This is a genomic window from Labrys sp. KB_33_2, from assembly GCF_052114505.1.
Taxonomy (GTDB): domain Bacteria; phylum Pseudomonadota; class Alphaproteobacteria; order Rhizobiales; family Labraceae; genus Labrys.
This window is the reverse complement of the sequence record NZ_JBFREW010000038.1, coordinates 1-15,641: the sequence shown is the minus strand read 5'-3', so window position 1 is coordinate 15,641 and position 15,641 is coordinate 1. Positions and strand designations below refer to the sequence as shown.

Here is a 15,641-nt window from a genome sequence, read left to right as displayed (position 1 = left end):
CCCGCATTCCCGATCATTCCCAGCCCCTGACGATTCCAGCGCGCAGCCCCCTGCACGCAGCGCCAAGCTAGGAAATCACCTCACGAGTCTCAATATGGCAAATTTGAGGGAGTGACACATTCATGTCGTAATTCACGCCGACGTCACGCTGAGAAAGCGCTCGTTTCATCATGCTATTCGCTTCGGCAGCTAAGAAGTACCAACGCTGCTTCCCAGCTGCATCTTACCAGCTACGCTCTAGACACTTAACCATTCAGGAATCTTTTCTAGAAAATTCTTTAGCACGCCCCCTGAGTGCAATCTCTGGGCTGCGCGGGCGGAAAGCCGATGGCCCATTGCGCTCCGCTTTGCTCGACCAGGATTTCATTCTTGCGGATCTCGACCACGACCCATCCGGCAACCTTCGAGCCTGCAGTGACCTTCTCCCGCTCCCCCGTCGAAACGGAGCGTAGAATAGCAAAGCTCGGCGGACCAATGCCGGTTCCTACCAGCGATAGAGCGGGCGCCAATTTCGGCGGCGGCGGGGACTGAACAGGCGCGGGAGGTGGCGCCGCGCTGACAAACAAGTCGCGCCCCGCGGACGGTTCGGACGGAGAAGCTGTGGGTGTAGCGCTGCCGATGGTCAGCTCAGGTACGGAGGCCTGCCGAAACGTCGTCTGAGCCCGCTCCTCAGACGGCATTATCTGGCGCCAAAGCAGCACCGCAAATCCAGCGACCGCCAATAAGACCAGGGAACGTCGGAGGATCGGCCACATGCTCATTTGGCACCGGCCCAATAAGCCTCGACCTGCATGCCCACCAGAAGGCTTCCGTCCTGGCGGCGTTCCGCACTGAACTGACGCAGGAACAGCATGGGCCGCGCTTGTGCGAGCGCCGTCAAAAACGAGGGCAGACTACGAGAATTTGCGATCAGTTGAGCTTCGAAACGCAGACCACGAATGGATCCATAGGATATCGGAGATTGCCGTCGAAACGAGAGGATTTGCATCTGTCCTGTCGACAAGAGAGCTGAGACCGATTGTTCCAGACCAATACGAGCCTCTTCTTCCGTCGTACCTTCAACATACCCAAGGCTCGCCAGCGGAACCTGCTTGATTCTGGCGAGTGCCGCGGTCAAAGGCGTTGGATCCTCCCGACGCGTCTCGAGTGTTGCAATTTTTTCGGTGAGAATTTCGATTTGCGAAGTAGTCTCCCGCCAGTTGAGCAGGCCCGACACCAGTACGAAGAGAAAAAGAGAGACCAATGCTATGAGAAGCAGCCAAGCCAGGACCTGCTGGAGATGATCGGGTCCGGTCGATGGCGAGGCCTGAGAGACCGTCATGTCCCACCTCCGCCATGCCCTTTGACGGTTCCTGCCAAAACGACCGCCGTCCCTTCCCCCGCAGGCGATAAGCGGTAGCCCGGAGCCAGCAGATCATCGGCTAGTTGCCGCAGTGTATCCTGTGGGGAAGAACCACCGAATTCAGCTTCGAAATTGCCGTCCCGGATAGCGAGCTTTGAAAGATACGCGTCAGCTGGCAGATGTGCCGCAATAGCAGCGATTATCCGCGCAATGTCAGAGCCCTGGTTTTGTCTTCCGGGTAGAAATTCCATTCTCTGCCGGCCAAGGTCGATATCCTTACGCAGTTGGGCGGTTTCCTCGATGGCGGCAAGTGTTCGTGTCAGTCGAATTCGTTCTTCGCTGAGCACCTGATTTTGTCGCATCGAGCCCGCCCAATACGCGAGCACTCCAAGGGTCAAAGCCAGCAACAGCAACAGGCCATCCAGGCGAAGGGCCGCAGTTCGCCTTGCAGCCTTTTGCGAGTTCACCTCTACGACGATGTCCTCGCCCAAGTCGACCCAACCTGGTTTGGCATGAAGTTCCACCTGGGCTTGCGCCTGTAGGTCTTCGACAACGGTTTTGGGAATGATGGCCGTCGCAACTTTCACCTTGCCTTGCGGGGCAGAGAAAAGAATTCTGTGTCCAAACAGAACGTCTTCTGCCTCGAATGGAGTCGAAATCGGCACATCAAGTCTGAGCACGGAATCCAGATCCGCAAGCGCAGCCAAAGGAAGTTCAATCGTGCGCCTCAGGACACGCTCGGACGGGACCAACAAAGTCGCGGATGCAATCTTCCGGCGTGAAAGCCGGGCCTTGCTGACGGCTTGTCGTGTCGAACCCTTGACCATCTGCGCCGCGAATGGCGGGCTTGCCGCGATCTCAAGTCGACCAGAGGACAGGAATCGGTGGCGCCAGCGTGTCGGAATACTGGCGAGCAGAGCCCTCTGCCAAGCCATGAGCCCAAAGCGGATGCGGCTTTCAATGAGTGCTCTCATCGCGACCTCACACAGGCGGCAAGTTGAGGATCGCGGATACACGCCGTTTCTGTCATCTGGCGCCGAACATAGGCAATATGGGTGCGGCTCGCCCCACCAATCCGCTGCCATGAAAATCGCACCGCATCAGGCAGCGGGCCGCGGCCTTGCCAACCGTCGAGCCAGGTTTCACCTGAGCGAATGCTGATCGCAAGGTTCGTCAATTGAGACAGTAGGTGTTGACGCCGGTCATCACCCTGTACCTCGACCGATACATCTGCATTCGTGTCCATCGTCAAGCTTCGCAGGCCTCCGCTCGCTATGACGGGGAATTTGATTGGTATCGCTCGATCGCGCGCGAGCGATAGCGGCACACCTGTCGTCGTCAACGAAATGGCCCCAACCTCCAATCGAATGCTGGATGGATCGGCCTCTTCGACAATCCGATCTATGGTCTGCGCGAACCACGCCGCCTGACGAATGTCGGCTTCCGACAGAGCTAGCCGTCGCTCCTGGCCGACGACGAACCAGACCAGGTTGCCCAGCGCCACGATGACAAAACTGCTGATCGCAAGCGCCACAAGGGCTTCCACGAGAGTGAGGCCACTATCTCCGTTAATGGCGGGAGGCACAAAAGCATCGTTCATGGGCGCTGACGCCGGATCAACGCTGACAGAATGGAAGCATCTTGCCTCGGCGGAATGACATCCGCGCGAAACAGGAGAGCGGAGTCGGTGTCGGCCCGTATTCTGACCGTCCAGATCTGCCCTGAAGACACTGTCACCTTTTCTTCCATTGCAGCCGACGGAGGCCGAGCCTTGAAATGGGCCAACAGGTCACGAGCGGTCATGAGGTTTTCAAGCTGAACGACATCGGCGGCTCTTCGCAGACCAGGGCCGATCAATAAATCGAAAATGGCAGTCGAGATGAGCCCGATCACGCCAATGGCCACGATCGTCTCCAACAGTGAAAAGCCTCGATCATCGATCCGCACGGCGAACCTCACCATTGATCCACGACACCGTAAGCTTGATGCCGCGCTGACCGGCAAGGGCAAGGCTGATATCTCCTCCCGTAGACGAGCCATCCGGCAGCATGGCGATGGCCGATCCGGCACCAAGCTGAGCGACACCGGCTTGGACATCGACGTCTTCGGACAGGGCAACGCTTCGCCGCGAATCGGACGTTTGAAACAGACGACGCTGCGGATCGAACATGACGGAAATCACCGATCCGCTGGCACGTGCCTGTATTCGCGCCTCGTTGACAAGTAATGTGAGTTTGTCCGCATAGTCAGAAAGACGTCGCGCCTCGCGCCAATGCACCCAACTGGTCGCGCCCAGCACCAGCGTCATTCCAACGATGGCCAAGAGCACGAGGGTCTCGATCAGCGAGAGACCCGCATCCGGCTCAAGTCCGGTCCCGCGAGGAAATATCGCGATCATCATTATCTCCGCCGGGCTTGCCATCGGCTCCAAGACTAAGAATCTCGGCAGGTTTGCTGTCGACAGACTCTCGAAAAACCCACGGTCTGCCCCAAGGATCGGTCAAGGTTGAGCGCTTGCGCAAATAGGGCCCTCGCCAGGAGGGCAGGTTGACCGGCGCATCGAACAAGGCGGACAATCCCTCAGCCTGGCTGGGCGCCCGGCCGACATCGATCCGAAACAAGTCCATCGCCGATTGAATGTCTTCGAGCTGCAACCTTGCGGTATCGGTTCGTGCTCTTTGAAGATAGTTGACGACCTGGATACCGCCGATGGTCGCAATCAGGCCGAGGATGACCAGAACCACCAGGAGTTCGACCAGCGTCAATCCAGCATCGGCTGGTCGGAAGCGTGCATCAAGCGAGCGATTTTGATTCATTGGAAAGCAACCTCATTCAGGCTGACGACGGCTGAAAGCACGAGATAGGCAAGTGCACCGACGATCAGGCCCGCAAAAACGGTAATGGCAGGTGTGAGCAATGCGCTGAAACGCTGGATTCTGGCAGTTGCGCGGGCAGCATGCAGGGTTGCCCCGTGATGAAGCACCTCTGCCAACCGCCCTGTTTGTACGCCTGCATCGATGAGCGCCAGTACATCGGCCGGCAAGGCGCGCGCACTTGCCAGTGCTTCGCGCAAGGGCGCCCCTTGCGCTGCCTGCCCCAATGCGTTCGTCAGCGCCGTTCTCATCCAGCGATTGTTCATCGCTGTTGCCGCCAATGGGAGGGCCCGTGTTGGAACGACGCCACATTCAATCATCAGGGCACCGGCAGCAGCAAACCGGGCGCTGTCGCGCGAACGCAATATTCCTCCCAAAAAGGGCAGCCGGAGAATGAAGATGTCGAATCTTGTCCTCCACGTCTCGAAGCGGCTCAAAACAGCAAAACTCACCGCCATGATGACGGCCGCAAGACCGAACCAGGGGAAGGCCTGGCGAACAAAGGCACAAAAGGCAAGAAGGGCCGCAACCCGCGCCGGCGGATGACCGCTCGAATTTTCGAACAGCTCTGCAAGGTTTGGGGCAACGACAACCACGATCATGACGACCGCAACCATTGCGGTGACCAACAAGACAGCCGGGTAAAGCAAAGCTGTGACGATGCCTTCCTGGGCTGAGCGTCTTTGAGAAAAGTCCGTCGCAAGCCTGTCCAGGACACGCGGCAGAGCGCCCGCGGCTTCACCGGCCTCGATAAGGACGATGGCTTCGCGCGGCAAGAACGCCAGCTCACGCAAGGCCGCATGCAGCCGCTGCCCGTCACGGACAAGACGCCGAAGGGCCGCAACTGCCGCAACCACCTTGGGAGATTTGCCGCCTGCGCCACAGATAGCTAACGTCTCATCGATCGTTAGCCCAGCCGACAGAAGTGTGGCCCATTCTCGCAGCAACATGACGACGTCATCCGGCCGAACGGAAAACGAAGCCTTCTTTTTCGTTTCTCCACGGTCCTTGGCGGCCTGCAAGAAGGTGACGGTGAGGCCCTTGGCAACAAGTGTTTGTAGGGCCAGGGCGTAATCGGCAGCGACAATGGAGCCACCTTCCGTCTTGCCGAACTGCGTCACGGCTCGATAGCGAAAACTAGGCATGGGATGCCCCGTTCCGCTTGAGCCGCAGACCTGTCGAGATCAATTGTCTCCTCAGGCGATGGGACCCAACTAACTGGTGGAGTGGGATGGGCATCACTGTGTGCCCTCCGTCATTCCGACAGCGAGCAACTCTTCGCCCAGAACGCGCTGCAACTCCGACAGACTCGTCTCGCCGCGCCATAAACGCACTAAGCCATCGTCCAGGAGCGAGGCAAAGGAAGGCGCGGCGGTTCGCAACGCCTCCCCACTCGCCCCCGTCGCAATGGCTTGTCGCAGAGACGGTGTTGATGAGATGAACTCGCCTACAGCCACGCGTCCCTGATAACCCGTGCCGGAGCATTGCGGGCATCCTCTGGCTTCGAAGATCTGCGGGCCTGTACCATCGACATGGTTCGCGATTCTGGGCATGTAACCGCTCCAGTCAAAGTGGCCCAGTGCTGGCTGGCGGCATGCGTGGCACAGACGGCGAACCAGACGTTGCGCCATGCAGCCGCGCAACGTGGAGGCGAGCAGCCAGGGTTCGATGCCCATATCAATAAGGCGTGGAACGGCATCCAGAGCGGAGTTCGTATGAACGGTGGCTAGCACAAGATGGCCGGTCAAAGCGGCCCGCACCGCGATCGACGCGGTTTCGGCATCGCGGATCTCGCCGACCATGACGACGTCCGGATCATGTCGCAGGATCGAGCGAAGGGCTTGCGCAAAATCGAATCCGATCTTGCGTTCGACCTGAACTTGGGCGGTTCCCTCAAGAGCATGTTCGACGGGATCCTCGACAGTGACGATGTTTCTGTCGGGACGCGCAAGGCGCTGCAGGGTTGCATAAAGCGTGGTGGTCTTTCCCGAGCCTGTCGGGCCCGTGACGAGCAGCAATCCATTGGGAGAGGCAACAAGGCTTTCGAGACCGTCCAAAACTTCACGCGGAAGTCCCAAGGTCCCGAGATCCGGGGTGGCGCGCACACGGTGAAGGACACGAAGGACGATACCCTCCCCATGGATGTGGGGAATCGTCGCCATGCGAAAGTCGATCTCGACCCCGCGGTGGGGCGCTCGAAGCCGGCCGTCCTGAGGAAGGCGGGATTCGGCGATGTCGAGGCCGGCCATGACCTTAAGGCGCGAGGTGACGGCAAGGGTCAGCTCACGTGACCAATTCGAAAGATCGCGTAACACGCCGTCAACACGTACCCTTACCCGGCCGCCTACGGCGGTCGGTAGGATATGAATATCGGAAGCACCGCCATCGACCGCACGGTCGATCATCGTCTCGATGGCGCGAATTGCTGGTGCGTCACTGGCCAGGTCGCGCAGGCGATCGACATCGCTTGCCAGGCCGTCGCTCGTATTTTCCGCCTGGGCGCTCTCGCCTTGGAATTCCGCGAGCTTGTCGGTTGCGCGCATGAGGTCTGCTGGGCGCGCGACTTCCGCAACGACGGGTATGCCGATCTTGGCGGCAGTAGCTGCCAGCGAAAACCGATCGAGAGGATCTCCGACGGCAACGACGAGAGTGTTGCCCTCGTGACGAAGCGGTATAATCGAGGTTCGAACCAGAAAGCCGATCGGCAATTGCGAGACAAGGTAGGGCGGATCGGGAAAATCGCCCGCCACGTCCAGATCGAGAATCTGGGCCCACCCTTGCGCGTAGTCCTGGTCGGCGATCAGGCCGAGCTTGCTCAAGACACGGTCGATCCGCTCGCCGCTCGCCCGGGCAGCGCTTCGTCCACGTTCCAGATTGTCGGGCTGAAGTGCTCCTTTGCTCAGCCAAAAATCGACCAGTTTGTCCAGTTCGGGCATGGACGGGGGAATCGTCTCCGAGAGTGCCATTATGCCAGCACTCCCTCTTGTTGCGCGAATGTAATCAGGAAGGTCGCCAGGACCAGGAATGGACCGAAGGCGATCGAGGAAGTCCCGGCCGTCAATTTGAATGGTCTTGGGCCGCGGACGAAGCCTATGAGCATCAACGAGATCAAGGCGAGCATGGAAGACAACAAGAGCAGTCCGCCAACACCGCCCAGACCGACGATACTGCCGCAACCGGCCGCCAGTTTCACATCACCAAAACCAAGTCCGGGATATCCGCGCACCTTGCGAAACACAGTGCCGACGAGCAAGATCAGTCCGGAAGCGCCTATCGCGCCGAGTAAACGAATATCTGCAGCCTCGGGTGCTCCATAGAGCGCGAGCACAAATGTAGGCAATGTAAGACAATCAGGCAGGCGGTAGGTTTGCCAGTCGATAATTGCTGCGCAGATCATGAGGAGAAGCGCGAGACCGAAACAAAGCGTTGCCGGCAAAACCAATACGGCCGCGCCACTTAAAATAGCAGCGTAAGGAAGACTGGATGGATTAAAGAAATAGCGCAGCCACAGCGCCTGGCAGGAACCAGTGTTTTGTTCGAGCTCGTGCACGGATGTTGCCCCAATTCCCCGTCAGCAATCCACGTCCGCACAATGATAGCTTGGCAATGACACGAGTGCCGTCGCCCGTGACAATAGCCACAGAAATATTGCATCTCTACGTATTGCCGGCCGGCATGTTGGTCTATGTTTGGGCTATGCTCCCTCGGAGATAGCGTCAAACGGGCCTGAAAGCGTGCCTCATGCACGACAATAGTTCCAATCATACCTCTGCGACACAATCCCAGAGTAGAGAATCAGGCTTCGTGCTCTTCGTGGTTCTGGTTGCCGTCTTGGCAGTGGCAAGCATGGCCGTTCTCGTTTCACGCCGAGCGACGACCGACATTCGCGCGATGAGTGTCGAAGCCGCCATTATTCGCGCGCAGACGGCAAGCGAAGCGGGGCTTGCACGTGCCGTCGCTTCGCTTGACGATCGCAACGATCGATTCGGACTGACGCCCTATACTGGCGATGTGACCTGGGAGTTCGATGGTGCTCAGATACGCCTGAGAATGGAAGCCGAAAGCGGCAAACTCGATGTTCTGCGGGCAGACCTTGCTTTGCTTCGATATGTCGTGGGCCGGCTTGTTGTAGATCCGTCCGATCAGGCGCTTGTCCTCGATCAAATCCAAAAACTTCGCTCGCGTAATCTCACCCCCTACGACCTAAGGGCGATTCTCCCCGCAAAGCTGCGCGTTTCGAACCTCGCCTCTGCATTCGAGCCCCATCTGACCGCCCTGGTATCTCAGTCAGGTGTCGACCCCATTGGCGCTTCGTCTTTAGTACGAGAAGCCCTTTTGGCAGAACATCCGCAATTGCGTGATGCCATGAATCAAAGCCTGAAGTGGCGCCAGGTAACGCCCGAACTGGCGGCAGGACTCGGAGCGCAATATTCCCTGCCGTCAAACCTGTTCACCATTGACGCACAAGCCTCCCTACCTAACGGCATCCGGGCCAGACGTCGCGCGCTCGTGTCCTTGGATTTTTCGAGCCATCGGGCGTATCTCCTCAGGGATACGCAAGTCTCTCCCGAACAAGCAGAGTAGTTTGCAATCGCTGGGACCGGCCCTACTTTTTGTTTGGATTTGGGATCGGTACCTATTTCTTGATGACATAGCGACGGCCAATGGCCCTGTCGGCGCCGGCCATACTGGCGCGCACGGCTTGAGTGACGGCCTCGACATCGGCGCGGCTGCCCATGACAGTGGGGCGCAGGATGATCAGGAGTTCCGTTCGCCCTGACAGATCCGTAACTCCTGTCTTAAAGGCATTGCCCAGGATAGGGATGTCCTTCAGGATCGGAATACCCCCATTGCCCTTCTCATGCTTTGTCTTGATCAGCCCTCCAAGCACGATTTCGGCGCCAGAGCCAACTGCCACGGACGTATCGATTTTTCTTTGCTGGATGGTCGGCGAATTCAACTTCGAGGTCGTCGTCGGGACGACGTCGCTGACTTCCTGAGAAATGTCGAGTTGGACCAAGCCGCTGGCGTTCACGCGTGGCGTCACGGACAGGATGATGCCTGTATCCTTGAGCTGAATATCGTTGAGAATTGGCGCATTCGGGTCGTTAACCCCCTGAGCAGCGCGCGTTGCGATCGGCACTTGGTCGCCGACCTTGAGCGAGGCGGTCTGGTTGTCGAGCACGGTCAAAGCTGGCGATGAAATGACCTCGACATTGGTGACCGACTCCAACGCATGCAGGACGACGCGTGCATTGGGGACACTGAACGAGTAATTGCCACCTGGGTAGGAGGGCGCAACCGTGCCATCGTCGATATCAGATAGGCCAAAACTGTGGTTTCCTGTCTGAAAATACCACCGCACGCCATACCGCAAATCGTTGTTCAGCGTCACCTCAGCGATAGTTGCTTCGATGAGAACCTGCGTCGGTTGGACGTCCAGTCGCGATATCGCGGAAGATACCGTTCGCCATTCCACAGGTGAGGCCGTCACAACCAGTGAGTTCGTTGCCATATCCGCCTGGATCGAGATCCTGGAAGAATGCCCATCCATTTCGGCCGGTGCGGCACCCGTTTCTTGCCCATTGCCAGGACCGCCGGTCGTCAAACTTGCAGGTGTGGCGAGGGATTTGGTCTGAAAGGCGGGAGATACAGACCCACCTGCCCCCTCCTGTCCACCACCCGCGGTCCCAAACATCTGGCGCAACACAATCGCAAGATCCGCCGCTCTTCTATTTTGTACGGGGTAAACGAAGATCTTGCCTTCATCCTGATTGGCTCGATCCAATCGTCCCGCCCATTGGCGAGCTCTCTGGATTTGGGCAGTACTTGAAGCAATGACCAAAACTGCATTCATGCGCGGCACGGCGATCGCCTGAAAATTCTTTCCGACCGCGGCGAAAACCTGCTGCATGTCTTTGGAGACAGCCGCTGCTCCAGCCTCGCGCAGCGGAATGAGGGCAAAGGATTGACCCTTCATCTGGTCAACGTCGAGGCTTGCCACAAATTGGGCAAGTGGCTCGGTTTGCTGGGGATCGCCCGACAATACCAGGCCACCATTACCCGGCAGTGCAGCTACGCTAGCATTCCCGCCGGCGAAAGCTTGAACTGCCGCTCTTGCTTGTTCGGCATCGACATTGCGCAAGGGCACGATGCGCGCGGCTCCCGCCGATCTGGGCGCTCCCATCCCACGGGAGGTAATTCGCCAGACCTTGCCTTCCTTGCTCAGTTGAGCACCGTTCATTTCGAGCATCTGGCGCACGATGTCGATCGCCGATGCCTTATCGACCGGCTCGCCGCTACGGACAGTGATCTTGCCTTGAAGATTGGGATCGATGATCACAGGCTCATGCAGAACATCGTCGAAAACCGACTTGGCAAAATCCTGAATATCGGCGTTGACGAATTGCAACGTCATGGTCTTGCCGCCGGGGTCGACGGAGACGCCGCCCGATCCAGTTGGTGACAACGCCCCTTGAGTCTGGCCGTATTCGGTATAGGGCGCTATGGCTTGCTGAGGTCCGCCACCCAAAGCGGCCATCTTGACTGACGCGGGACGACCACTCCCAATGGATACCCCCCAATTACCCAACGCACGCGTCGCTGGTGAACTGGCATCTGTCGAATCCGAAGTCTGGGCGCAACCTGCCACACAGATGCAGATACCCAAGATGACAGTAAATTGACGCATGAAGAATCGCCCTCCAAGAATCTCACCATGGAGGGCAGCGGATGAAGAAGCACGGCACTTCAATTACTATCCACAGGAATGACGGCCCGACTCTATTCAAAGCCACAATGCAAAGCCAAAATAGGTACAAGGATACTTATTCTCATAGCAACCCGGGCAAGATTGGAACTTTTTATGAATATAGAGCCGGAACACGATATACGCTTTTATTCTTCCCAGATTTGAGCAGAACCCATCGTTCGAGCAGGCGGAAGATATACCCTCTTCACGGAAGAACAAAATATCTGGATTCTGAACCGGCCGTGGCCCAAAATCTTATGGTACCAATAGAATGCATTTCTATCGCAATTCCAAGGAGAACAATCCTCTCAAATTTACTTGCTGATCACTAATAAATTAATTCGATATTTGTTTAAATTGCAGTAATTATTAATTTAAAAATTAAAACAATAATATTTTAATAAACTAGGATGGTGAGTATATGCTGACCTCGCTTGCTCCATATATTCTTTGAATAAACATAATCTCTCCCTCACATCGCTGTAAGAAAGAAAGCCTACGCCCGATTTAAGATCGCCCAAGGTCCAAAAATTATCAGGTTCCGCTTTTACATTAAATATACTCGCTATTTCATTCTCGTCTAATTCCTGTATCGAACGCCATCCCCTAAGACGGCATCCCTCGAAGACACCGATATAACGTACAGTACAGAATCTTTATACGGGGGCTGGTATCTAAAATTACCTCAATCTTCTTTCTCCTTTTCGAAAAGACCGATACAAGCTACAAGATATCTTTGTCATATGTACATTTCTTAACACTCCAGCCTTGGGAAGCAATTAGAACTTCTAATATCGTCATATCAACACAAAAAGGACCAATAGATTTATTTGGTCTGATCAAAAAATCTAATAAAGCCTCCCTGCTATCTCGTTTCATAATTGAAATCTCCTGAGTCTTGGATTTAATCTATTGATCTGCGTAAATTTTTATTCCACTCTGAATTTCGATTCAAGGGGACCCCAGACAATCATGGTGGGATGCCGATCTGCATACAAAAACGGCTCTGACGCAGTTTTGATGGTGATCGATTTCAGTGTGCACCGATCACGCGGGCCTGAAGCAGATCGATTTTTCCGCGGCCATACATTTGGCGTTTCACGAGCTTGAGCTTTGTGATCTGCTCCTCAGTCTGTCCATTGGACCAGGGCAAAGCGATTGCTGCGCTGACCGCCTGGCGGTCTTTGAGAATGCCATTGCCGAACGAGGCGACCAAGCTCGATCGCGCTCGCACGATCCAGGGCTCAAGATCGGTCAAAGCCTTCTTTCGGATCATGGCTTGGAAAGCGCCAACGATCTCTCGTGCTTCGACCAGGAGCGGAACGCCGGCTTCGATTGCGGCGACGATGACGGTCTCGGATTTGGAGAGGTTGTCGTGGCTAAGCGTCATCAATCGAGCAATAGTCCGAGCCGATGGAGTACGGCGCAGTGTATCACCATTGACCTGATCAGAACGTCGCCGACGGCTTGCCCACTCGCTCACAACCCTCAGGCAGCCCCTGAAGCCTTGTTCCTTGAGGCGTCGCCAGAGTGCGGCCCCATTCCGCTCTCCTGCTGTCCATTGGACATCGAGCCAGGGCAGGTGGAGCTCAAGCGAGCTTTCTCGGACGCGGAAGATGTCCGCGCGTTGACCACGTAGCACCTTGCGGACGACGCCGCGACTATGACCGGTGCGCCGGGCGATCTCTCGGATTGCAATGCCCTCCTTCGCCAGTTCGAAGATGGTGGCGTTGGTCTCTTCGCGGCGCAGATATCCCTCGTATTGCAAGCGCTCGGCGGCGGTCAGCAAATCGGGATTGATCGTGGCGGCGCCGAGCACAGCCCGGATCGGGCGCATGGATTTGCGCACGGCCTCAAGGAAGGCACGGCTGGCATTTTCCATCAGATGCCAGCGGTCGGCGACCTGGGTCGCGGCCGGCAGACCCTTGGCGACGGCAACGCCGTAGCCTCCGCCTCGATCACGAGCGACGATACCGATCTGCGGCTGCTCGATGAGCCAGGCCTGCGCCGTAGCGGGCTCGCGATCGGGCAGAAGGGCGATCGTCTTGCGCCTCTCCAGATCGCAGATCAGAGTCCCGTAGCGCTGATTGCGTCGCCACGCCCAATCATCGATGCCGATAATGGTTGGTGGGATCATCCGTGGGCTGCCCTTGCGCCTGATGACGCGCAGCATGGTGTCGTTGCTGACGGGAACCTGCAATCGGCGCGCAAAACTCGCCGCTGGTCGGCCACCCAATGCAAGTCCCAAATGGTGGACAAGCAGATCGAGGCGCCCTGTTCGCCTGGCCCAAGGTGCGAGCGCTTCACTGGCAAATCGCTCGGCGAAAATCCTACGGCCACAGAGAACCGCGTCACAACAGAACCGCCGAGCGATGACAAGAAGCCGGACGGGCCTACCTGACAGCGGAAGATCCATCAGCCGCCGACAATAGCGGCTGTGGATGCGGCTCGATCTCGTTCCGCAGGCCGGGCAAGGGCTGTTATCGGACTCGGAATGGACCGTGATGAGGACGTCCGCATCGCCTCTGTCGATCCGGTCGAGGATAAACCCCGGCGGTACGAACGTCGAGGCGTGCAAGGTTGAAGCCATCACGTTGATTCCTTTCTCGAAACCAACGCCAGTCACTGCCTCAACTTCATCAAAAGTGAGTCAGAGCCAAAATTCAACGCCGATCCGGGGTCACTTTTGGAGGCCGATAGACAGGCCGTCGCCATAGAGCCGGACATCGGGCGGCATGTCCGATAATTTGGGGTACCTCGCAATCACTTTGTCCTGCAGGAGCCCACGATAAGCCGTTCCCTTCTTCACGAGGGCATAGACATCCTCCGGCCACGCCTCCAGCAGCAGATCCGCAACGGCGATCGTTGCGATTCAAACAGACGATCCGGGACAGTCCTTGGAAGAATACTCCCCCTGCAAGCGGCCAAGGACAACGCGGCCCACCGATCGTCCACACGTGGCACCCTGTACGATAGAGGAAAATACGGCGAGATCCCCGCCCTAACAAATACTCATCATGAGCTGCTCAGTAGAGACCAAGGACACAGCCTCGCGTCGCGTCATAGGCCGACGCGCCGGTCACACCGTTGGGTATAAGCGTCGCCAGCGGCTGACCGGCCCGAGAATGGAAGTCAGCTAGCCCGCCCCGTTATCCTCGAACGCGTTGCGCATTTCAACTTGAACCCGGCTCCAAATCTCTACGAGCGAAGTAGTCATCGCAAGCAATTAGCCAGACAAAAGCACAATTTTTTATGAATTCGAAAAAATCACAACATTCAAAAATTAAGAATATTACCTGCAGTTACCACCATATACATGCCTCTTCTATTTCCCACTTCCCGGCCTTCTCGCCATCATATATTAAATTCCTTAATTCATTCGCGTCCTTAGCGTCTGGGATGTCCACGGCAATTAAAGAGGAAATGTGAGATTGTTCTGAGAAACCACCTAAGGATCCAATCTGTTGCATCACATTACCAACAAGATGCTCATCCACGAAGAGAAGACGCAAGGTCGCATGTCCTGATCTCGAATGATGTTTTACATATTTTAAGTCGCCATCATCATTTATTCTTGCTTCGACGACATCATCAACAGCCACCCCAACCGCAAAGAACGGCACGTTATCAATCTGAAAATATATTTCATTTTGTCTGCACGACCACAACCATTCCGTGGATATTGGTGGATATCCATCGTCTTGTATTAAATCAAATCCAACTTTAACCAACTTTTTATCACTCATCATTGGGCCCATCGGTTTTTGTTGGCTTGGTATCTGAAGTTTCGTCTGGCGTTTTGTCTGCTTTTTCTCGATTGCACGCACGGCACAACACACGTCCGTTTTCGGGTATACCACGTCCGCCTTTCGATCTGGGAGTGATATGATCTACCTGTGCCTCAGTTGAAGGTGGTTTCACTCCTTTTTGAGATTTACTCCCGGGGGTTGTTTCTACACCACAGCCTTCACATTTAATAATGCCATCGTTTGCTTTTTTATTTGCGTCTTTGACTTGTTGTCGTCCCTTGGGAGTAAAAGATTTCCCAATCCGCTGATCGCCCGCAGTCGGCGCAGTGGTACCTTCTTCTGTCGCCGTAGGTTGTTCGGTCTCCTCCTTGGGGAGAGATGCTGTCCCATAAAGCTCCCGATCAGAAAATGCCGTCGACCAATCGACCTGTGGCTTTGCAGGGGGATTGGTGACCGAAGGATCCGGTGGAGGAGCGTTCGAAAGGTTTGGCTTGAATGCTCCATTCATTCTCTGTTGCTGGAGATCAGCTAATCCTGCCACTCCGTACGCAAACGTGCCGAAAGCAAGAACCCCCGCCCCTTCCGCGACACACCCATCAATGCAGTGCCCACTTGGATCCTTGGCGTTGATGGGGTTGTTGCCGGCGTAGGAGTACCGGTTGGTGCCGACGCCTTCCTGTGTGGGGTCCCACCAGTCTGGCGAGACGAAGCGCGCGATGTGGGGATCGTAGTAGCGGGCATTGAGGTAGAGCAGGCCCGTCTCGTCCTGCCGCTCSCCGATATAGCCGTGATCCTCCTTGGTCGTGGTCGAGGTCGTCACCGGCTTGTGCAGCCCGAAGGGCTGGTAGCGCGTGGCGATGCTCGTCGTGCCAGCCTGGTCCGCCACCACACGCACCGAGCCCAGATGGTCCTTGAGCAGCGTGTAA

Annotated in this window: 14 protein-coding genes; 1 reads left to right on the top strand and 13 read right to left on the bottom strand. The window is 56.6% G+C overall.

Annotated elements, in window-relative coordinates; all coding sequences use genetic code 11:
• Positions 1-757: 757 nt before the first annotated feature.
• From AB4037_RS33865 to AB4037_RS33825, 9 genes are all read right to left on the bottom strand, one after another.
• Positions 758-1,321: a hypothetical protein gene (locus AB4037_RS33865; RefSeq protein WP_441774552.1), complete on the bottom strand. Its 564-nt coding sequence runs from the start codon at positions 1,319-1,321 to the stop codon at positions 758-760.
• Entirely contained in the window at positions 1,318-2,316 is a 999-nt protein-coding gene (locus tag AB4037_RS33860; protein ID WP_441774551.1) for a hypothetical protein, read from the bottom strand. Before AB4037_RS33860 ends, AB4037_RS33865 begins: the two co-directional genes overlap by 4 nt.
• A complete protein-coding gene (locus AB4037_RS33855; RefSeq protein ID WP_441774550.1) occupies positions 2,313-2,942 on the bottom strand; it encodes a PulJ/GspJ family protein in 630 nt (209 codons plus the stop codon). The genes AB4037_RS33860 and AB4037_RS33855 overlap by 4 nt, the downstream gene beginning before the upstream one ends.
• Positions 2,939-3,289 (bottom strand): type II secretion system protein, encoded by a 351-nt coding sequence (locus AB4037_RS33850; protein WP_441774549.1) that lies wholly within the window; start codon positions 3,287-3,289, stop codon positions 2,939-2,941. The genes AB4037_RS33855 and AB4037_RS33850 overlap by 4 nt, the downstream gene beginning before the upstream one ends.
• Positions 3,276-3,743 (bottom strand): pilus assembly FimT family protein, encoded by a 468-nt coding sequence (locus tag AB4037_RS33845; protein ID WP_441774548.1) that lies wholly within the window; start codon positions 3,741-3,743, stop codon positions 3,276-3,278. The genes AB4037_RS33850 and AB4037_RS33845 overlap by 14 nt, the downstream gene beginning before the upstream one ends.
• Positions 3,706-4,158 carry a type II secretion system major pseudopilin GspG gene (gene gspG / locus AB4037_RS33840; protein WP_441774547.1) on the bottom strand — a complete coding sequence of 151 codons (453 nt, stop codon included), beginning with the start codon at positions 4,156-4,158 and terminating at the stop codon, positions 3,706-3,708. The genes AB4037_RS33845 and gspG overlap by 38 nt, the downstream gene beginning before the upstream one ends.
• Complete coding sequence (locus AB4037_RS33835) at positions 4,155-5,360, bottom strand: type II secretion system F family protein (protein WP_441774546.1); 1,206 nt, start codon at positions 5,358-5,360, stop codon at positions 4,155-4,157. Before AB4037_RS33835 ends, gspG begins: the two co-directional genes overlap by 4 nt.
• A 93-nt stretch (positions 5,361-5,453) precedes the next feature.
• The gene (locus AB4037_RS33830) at positions 5,454-7,151 is read right to left on the bottom strand and encodes a GspE/PulE family protein (RefSeq protein WP_441774545.1); all 1,698 of its coding nucleotides are present in this window, start codon (positions 7,149-7,151) and stop codon (positions 5,454-5,456) included.
• Positions 7,152-7,180: 29 nt separating this feature from the next.
• Complete coding sequence (locus AB4037_RS33825; protein ID WP_441774544.1) at positions 7,181-7,765, bottom strand: prepilin peptidase; 585 nt, start codon at positions 7,763-7,765, stop codon at positions 7,181-7,183.
• A 296-nt stretch (positions 7,766-8,061) separates the two neighbouring features.
• Here AB4037_RS33825 and AB4037_RS33820 point away from each other — a divergent pair, with 296 nt between their 5' ends.
• Entirely contained in the window at positions 8,062-8,799 is a 738-nt protein-coding gene (locus AB4037_RS33820; RefSeq protein WP_441774543.1) for a hypothetical protein, read from the top strand.
• Between the two features lie 52 nt (positions 8,800-8,851).
• On the opposite strand, the gene gspD is transcribed toward AB4037_RS33820, so the two are convergent.
• From gspD to AB4037_RS33800, 4 genes are all read right to left on the bottom strand, one after another.
• Positions 8,852-10,756: a type II secretion system secretin GspD gene (gene gspD, locus AB4037_RS33815; RefSeq protein ID WP_441774542.1), complete on the bottom strand. Its 1,905-nt coding sequence runs from the start codon at positions 10,754-10,756 to the stop codon at positions 8,852-8,854.
• A 1,243-nt stretch (positions 10,757-11,999) separates the two neighbouring features.
• A complete protein-coding gene (locus tag AB4037_RS33810; RefSeq protein ID WP_441774553.1) occupies positions 12,000-13,556 on the bottom strand; it encodes an ISL3 family transposase in 1,557 nt (518 codons plus the stop codon).
• Between the two features lie 712 nt (positions 13,557-14,268).
• Positions 14,269-14,715: a DUF4265 domain-containing protein gene (locus AB4037_RS33805; RefSeq protein ID WP_441774541.1), complete on the bottom strand. Its 447-nt coding sequence runs from the start codon at positions 14,713-14,715 to the stop codon at positions 14,269-14,271.
• The coding region (locus AB4037_RS33800) for an RHS repeat-associated core domain-containing protein (protein WP_441774540.1) at positions 14,705-15,641 on the bottom strand (937 nt) is incomplete at its 5' end. The genes AB4037_RS33805 and AB4037_RS33800, both read right to left, overlap by 11 nt.

Coding starts and splice junctions, on each gene's coding strand:
- AB4037_RS33865 (WP_441774552.1), bottom strand. CDS start 1,321: ATGACGGTCTCTCAGGCCTCGCCATCGACCGGACCCGATCATCTCCAG.
- AB4037_RS33860 (WP_441774551.1), bottom strand. CDS start 2,316: ATGAGAGCACTCATTGAAAGCCGCATCCGCTTTGGGCTCATGGCTTGG.
- AB4037_RS33855 (WP_441774550.1), bottom strand. CDS start 2,942: ATGAACGATGCTTTTGTGCCTCCCGCCATTAACGGAGATAGTGGCCTC.
- AB4037_RS33845 (WP_441774548.1), bottom strand. CDS start 3,743: ATGATGATCGCGATATTTCCTCGCGGGACCGGACTTGAGCCGGATGCG.
- gspG (WP_441774547.1), bottom strand. CDS start 4,158: ATGAATCAAAATCGCTCGCTTGATGCACGCTTCCGACCAGCCGATGCT.
- AB4037_RS33835 (WP_441774546.1), bottom strand. CDS start 5,360: ATGCCTAGTTTTCGCTATCGAGCCGTGACGCAGTTCGGCAAGACGGAA.
- AB4037_RS33830 (WP_441774545.1), bottom strand. CDS start 7,151: ATGCCCGAACTGGACAAACTGGTCGATTTTTGGCTGAGCAAAGGAGCA.
- AB4037_RS33820 (WP_441774543.1), top strand. CDS start 8,062: ATGGCCGTTCTCGTTTCACGCCGAGCGACGACCGACATTCGCGCGATG.
- gspD (WP_441774542.1), bottom strand. CDS start 10,756: ATGGCCGCTTTGGGTGGCGGACCTCAGCAAGCCATAGCGCCCTATACC.
- AB4037_RS33810 (WP_441774553.1), bottom strand. CDS start 13,556: ATGGCTTCAACCTTGCACGCCTCGACGTTCGTACCGCCGGGGTTTATC.
- AB4037_RS33805 (WP_441774541.1), bottom strand. CDS start 14,715: ATGATGAGTGATAAAAAGTTGGTTAAAGTTGGATTTGATTTAATACAA.